This window comes from Nonomuraea diastatica (assembly GCF_004349015.1).
Classification (GTDB): domain Bacteria; phylum Actinomycetota; class Actinomycetes; order Streptosporangiales; family Streptosporangiaceae; genus Nonomuraea; species Nonomuraea diastatica.
On record NZ_SMKP01000330.1, the window covers coordinates 1 to 5,667 of the forward strand.

General features: G+C 68.4%; 4 protein-coding genes. All 4 read left to right on the forward strand.

Features of this window, described 5'->3' with window-relative positions:
- Positions 1-509, forward strand: a 509-nt coding sequence (locus E1294_RS50815; RefSeq protein ID WP_246083869.1) for a carbohydrate-binding protein, incomplete at its 5' end; no start/stop codon positions are given.
- Entirely contained in the window at positions 506-2,833 is a 2,328-nt protein-coding gene (locus tag E1294_RS50820; RefSeq protein WP_220448424.1) for a family 43 glycosylhydrolase, read from the forward strand. The genes E1294_RS50815 and E1294_RS50820, both read left to right, overlap by 4 nt.
- Positions 2,834-3,044: 211 nt before the next feature.
- Positions 3,045-4,472: a galactose-binding domain-containing protein gene (locus E1294_RS50825; protein ID WP_165977958.1), complete on the forward strand. Its 1,428-nt coding sequence runs from the start codon at positions 3,045-3,047 to the stop codon at positions 4,470-4,472.
- Positions 4,473-4,488: 16 nt separating this feature from the next.
- The coding region (locus tag E1294_RS50830; protein WP_132520191.1) for a rhamnogalacturonan lyase family protein at positions 4,489-5,667 on the forward strand (1,179 nt) is incomplete at its 3' end.

Genomic DNA, 5,667 nt, shown 5'->3' on the forward strand with positions numbered 1-5,667 from the left:
TGTCGACCTCCGGCTGGGATGCGCCCCGCCAGGCCGACGGCAGCCTGCCCGTGCTGCCCCACCTCCGCCTTGCCGCCAACAGCACCCTGATCGACAAAGGCACCGACGTCGGCCTGCCCTACACCGGGCCGGCTCCGGATCTGGGCGCCTTCGAGCGGACCGGCGACACGCCGTCAGCGCAGCGTTACGAGTCGGAGACCGCGCCGGCGGTGTGTCAGGGCACGATCGACACGAATTGGGCCGGATTTTCCGGTAGCGGTTTCTGCAACGGCACCAACGCGACCGGCGCCTACGCCCAGTTCACGGTGAACGCGTCGGTAGCCGGCACGGCGACGCTCGGGATCCGCTTCGCCAACGGCACCAGTGGCGGTACGGAGAGGCCGGCCAACCTGGTCGTCAACGGGTCCACGGTGGCCACGGTGTCGTTCGAATCCACCGGCGCCTGGACGACGTGGGTCACCAAGACCGTGACGGTTCCGCTGAACGCCGGCAGCAACACCATCCGATGAAATCCGACCACGACAGCCGGACTGCCCAACGTCGACTACCTCGACATCAACGGGTGAGCGCGGAAAGCGCGACGCCACTAGAAACGAAAGGCAGCACCATGATTGGTACCTTACGCAAAACTGTGCTGGTCACCGCGGCATGGCTGTTCATGTCAGCGGCGGCACCCGGTGGTATCGCCGCGGCGGCTGAACCCCTGGCGGATCTCAACGACAACGTCTCCGGCTATTCCGCCGCGGATTACACCGCCGACTCGTGGGCGTCCTTCTCCTCTCAGGGAGCGGCCGCGAATGGTCTGGTGATGGTTCGCGGTCTGAAGAGTCTCGTCGCGGACTACAAGACGCGCTCCGCCGGCAAGTACACCGGCGATTCCTGGGCGCCCTTCGCGAAGGCGTTGAACACCGCGGCCGATGTCGCCGCCGACGCTTCGGCAACCGCGTCGGAAGTCGCAGCCGCGAAGACGGCATTGGTGACCGCCGCCGACAACCTGACAGCCGCAGACGAGGGGACGTTCCAGACCATCACCAACAATGTCTTCTGGAACGACACCAGCGGCAATCCCATCTATTCGCAGGGTGGGGGCGTCTTCAAGTTCGGCGACACCTACTACTGGTACGGCGTGCACTACACCGGCGCCGAGTACTACCGGGCCAACCCGACGAGAAAGTACGACGGCGACGTCAGCTTCGTGTCGATCCCCGTGTACTCGTCCAAGGACCTGGTGAACTGGAAGTTCGAGAACCGCGTCGCGACGCGCTCCACCGGCGTCGGCAGCGGCGCCACCATGGGCGGCGCGGGCTGGGTCGGGCGGCTCGGTGTCTCCTACAACGAGAACACCGGCAAATACGTGCTCGCCGTGCAGATGTGGCACACGGGCAGGGGCGGGCACGGTGTCCTGCTGTTGCAGGGCGACTCGCCGACCGACACCTTCGACTACGGCTACTTCCAGACCCAGATCACCAACTCGCCGACGACCGGCACCGGGGACCAGACCGTCTTCACCGACGACGACGGCAAGGACTACCTCATCTTTTCCAACCGCGAAGGGCGGTCGCGCGGCTTCGTGGCCAAGTTCCGGGAGTCCGACTCGCTGCGGATCGAGCCAGGCGTGGAGATCCGCCGCGGCGACGGTCGCGAGGGCAACGCCATGTTCAAGCTCGACGGCAAGTACTACCACGCGGCGTCGGACCTGCACGGCTGGAACACCTCTGTCAACTACGTCAATGAGTCGACCAGCAGCAACGTCCAGGGCTCCTACAGCAGCGAGTACGTCCTTGCCGGCACCGAGATGGACTACAGCCACGTGACCCAGACCGGGTTCTTCGTGACGGTCAAGGGCACCAAGCAGAACACGGTGATCTACGCAGGCGACCGCTGGGCCGACTTCGCCTGGAACGGCATCGGATACAACCAGTGGGTGCCGATCACCAAGACCGGCGCGCGGCCACAGTTCCACTCGATGAGCCAGTGGCAGTTCAACATCACGACCGGAGAGTGGCGCGTCGGGCCGGCGAACAACTACATCCTCAACCCCGACATCCAGGCCGACCGCATCATCGTCTCCAGTGTGCGCGGATGGCGGAACCTCGGCGGTTCGGTGACCAACGTCAACGGTGGTGCGAACGGGTCTCGCTTCGCCCTCCAGGTGAGCAACAGCGGCGGCGTCGAGCAGCGGATCGCATCGGTGCCCGCAGGCACCTACACCCTGTCCCTGCACGCTCGGGGCAGCGCCGGACAGGTCGTGATAACCGGCTCCAACGGCAGCCAACGCACCCTCAGCATCCCGTCGTCGAGCGGCTGGGCCAAGCGCGAGCTCACCGGCATCGCGCTGCCCAGCGGGGCCGCCACCGTCACCGTGCGGGCGTCGGGTTCGGGCGGTGTCATCGTCGACCAGCTCTCACTCGTCAAGACCTCTCCCGACACGCCACCGCCTCCGGGGCGTTACGAGGCGGAGGCCGCGCCGGCGGTGTGTCAGGGCACGATCGACACGAATCATGCCGGCTTCTCCGGCACCGGCTTCTGCAACGGCACCAACGCGGCCGGCGCTTACGCGCAGTTCACGGTGAACGCCTCGGCGGCCGGCACGGCGACGCTCGGGATCCGCTTCGCCAACGGCGCCAGCGCTGCCAGGGCTGCCAACCTGGTCGTCAACGGGTCCACGGTGGGGACGGTGTCGTTCGAGGTCACCGGCGCCTGGACGACGTGGGTCACCAAGACGGTGACCGTTCCGCTGAACGCCGGCGGCAACACCATCCGGTTGGACCCGACCGCCGCCGACGGCCTGCCCAACGTCGACTACCTCGACGTCAGCGTCGGTGCTGCCTAGCACCGCACCGTGGCGCAGGCACGCCGCCACCTCTGCCTGCGCTCGCGCCATCCCGTAAGAAGCCGATGGCCGGCGTGCCGCGTATGCGGCACGCCGGCCAGTACAGACCCCCATGAGAAAGCGCGGAATCACCTTGGGTTCCTCTCGGTCAGATGGTCGCCTGCCCAGCCCACCGGGCTCTTCTGGACTCGTCGTTCTCGCCCTCCTCACCGTGCTGGCGGGCCTGCTGGCCGTACCGCTCGCGACACCGGCCGGGGCTGTGACCGACCTGGCCCTGGGCAAGGCCACGAGCGCCGATTCCAGTCAGTCCGGGCGCGGCCCGGCTCTGGCGAACGACAGTGACACCGCCACCCGCTGGTGTGCCGCCGACGGCAGGACAGGTCACTGGTGGCAGGTCGACCTGGGAAATGTGGCGACGTTGACCGGCACGGAAGTGCGCTGGGAGTTCGCCCGCACGTACGGGTACCACGTCTCGGTCTCCACCGACGGCTCGACCTGGGCGCAGGTGGCCGACCGGACGGCGAACACCTCCACCGCCCAGGTCCAGAGTGACGCCTTCACCGCGGCCGCCCGATACGTACGGATCACGGTGACCGGGCTCGCCGCATCCACCTGGGCGAGCATCGCCGACTTCAAGGTCTTCGGCACCGACACCGGCACCCCTCCGGGGCCGGAGCCGGATCCGGCGCTGCGGTCGAGGTGCACCGGCACCTCGCCGATCACCTGCCACGTCGACGTCGCGCCGGGTAACTACGACGTGACCGTGATCCTCGGCGACGCGACCAGTCCGGGTGTGACCAGCGTGCAGGCCGAGGCTCGCCGTACCGTGCTGCCTGCCGTGTCCACGGCGGCGGGGTCGTATGCGCGGTATTCGTTCACGCTGAACGTGCGCCAGCCGGAAGGGCAGCCCACGGGACAGGGCGGCACCGGGACACCGGGGCTGGACCTGGTGTTCTCTGGGTCGGCTCCGAAGCTGAACGGGATCGGGCTGGCCCCCGCGAGCGGGCCGGTGCTGTACCTGGCGGGCGACTCGACCGTCTGCGACCAGTTGCTTGCGCCGTACACCGGGTGGGGGCAGCAGCTCCCGCAGTACTTCAAGCTGGGCCTGTCGGTGGCCAACTACGGCGACTCGGGCGAAAGCTCGGGCAGCTTCTTGTCCAACTCGGCGCTGTTCCCCGCGATGAAGCCGCTGATCCGGAGCGGCGACACGGTGCTGATCCAATTCGGGCACAACGACAAGTCGACGACGGCCTCGGCGTTCGCCTCGAACCTGACCAGCCTGGTGACGCAGGTACGGTCGCGGGGCGGGACGCCGGTGCTGGTCACGCCTCCGGTGCGGCGGCTGTTCGCCGCCGACGGCACGCTGACCTCGACGGCGCTGCACGTCAACAGCGTGGGCGTGAACCTCCCGGCGACGATGCGGCAGGTGGCGGCGGCGCAGGACGCTCCGCTGATCGACCTGACCGCCGCGAGCGAGGCACTCGTGGAAGGGCTCGGCCCGAACGGCTCGGGCCGCCTCTACCTGCCCGAGCTCAATGACAAGACCCACTTCTCCTCCTACGGAGCGAACGAGATGGCCAGGCACGTCCTGCAGCGCATGCGCGAGCTGAACCTGTCCCCCATCCACTACCTGCGATGACAGTTGGAGTTTCCTCATGTCCTTACGTAGATCCCGCGCCGCTCTGCTGGCCGTCGGCGTCGCGGTGACGATGGCCGCAGCCGGTGTCGTCACGACTGCGGAGACCTCCGCGGCCGCGACCCGCTACGAAGCCGAGACCGCGCCCGCCACCTGTGACGGTCTCATCGAGTCCAACCATGCCGGCTTCTCCGGCAGCGGCTTTTGCAACGGCACCAACGCGGTCGGCGCGGCGGCGCAGTTCACCGTGACCGCGTCCGCCGCCGGCACCGCCACCATCGCCCTGGGGTATGCCAACGGCGCCACCGCGGGCCGCTCTGCCGACGTGCTGGTCAACGGAACGGTCGCGCACCCGGCCACCGCGTTCGACCCCACCGGCGCCTGGACCACCTGGACCGCCAAAACGCTGACCGTCACCTTGAACGCGGGCAGTAACACCATCCGGCTGAGCCCGACCACCGCCGATGGCCTACCCAACCTCGACTACCTGGAGACCGACCCCGGCCCCACCCCCAACCCCACAGGCCGGCAGATGGAAGACCTCAACCGCGGCCTGATCAGCGTCCGCTCCGGGTCGGGCAACCTGGTCTCCTGGCGGCTGCTGGGCACCGAAAGCCCCGACACCGCCTTCAACCTCTACCGCGGGGCGACCAAGGTGAACGCCTCACCGCTGACCGGCGCCACCAACTACCTGGATGGCGGCGCGCCCGCCGATGCCTCCTACACCATCCGCGCGGTCGTGGGCGGGGTCGAGCAGGCGGCGTCCGAGCCGTCGCTGCGCTTTGCCGGCGGCACCTACCTGGACGTGCCGATCTCCCGGCCGGGCAGCAACTACACCGCCGGGGACGCCAGCGTCGGCGATGCGGACGGCGACGGCCAGTACGAGATCTTCCTCAAGTGGGATCCGAGTGACCAGAAGGACAACGCCCAGTCCGGGGTCACCAGCAACGTCTACATCGACGCCTACCGGCTCAACGGCCAGCGGTTGTGGCGCATCAACCTGGGCCGCAACATCCGGGCCGGCGCGCACTACACCCAGTTCCAGGTCTACGACTACGACGGCGACGGCCGGGCCGAGCTGGCGGTCAAGACCGGCGACGGCACCGTCTCCGGCACGGGGCAGACGATCGGCAACGCAGGCGCCGACCACCGCAACTCCTCCGGCTACATCATCACCGGACCGGAGTATCTGACCGTG

Coding starts and splice junctions, on each gene's coding strand:
- E1294_RS50820 (WP_220448424.1), top strand. CDS start 506: ATGAAATCCGACCACGACAGCCGGACTGCCCAACGTCGACTACCTCGA.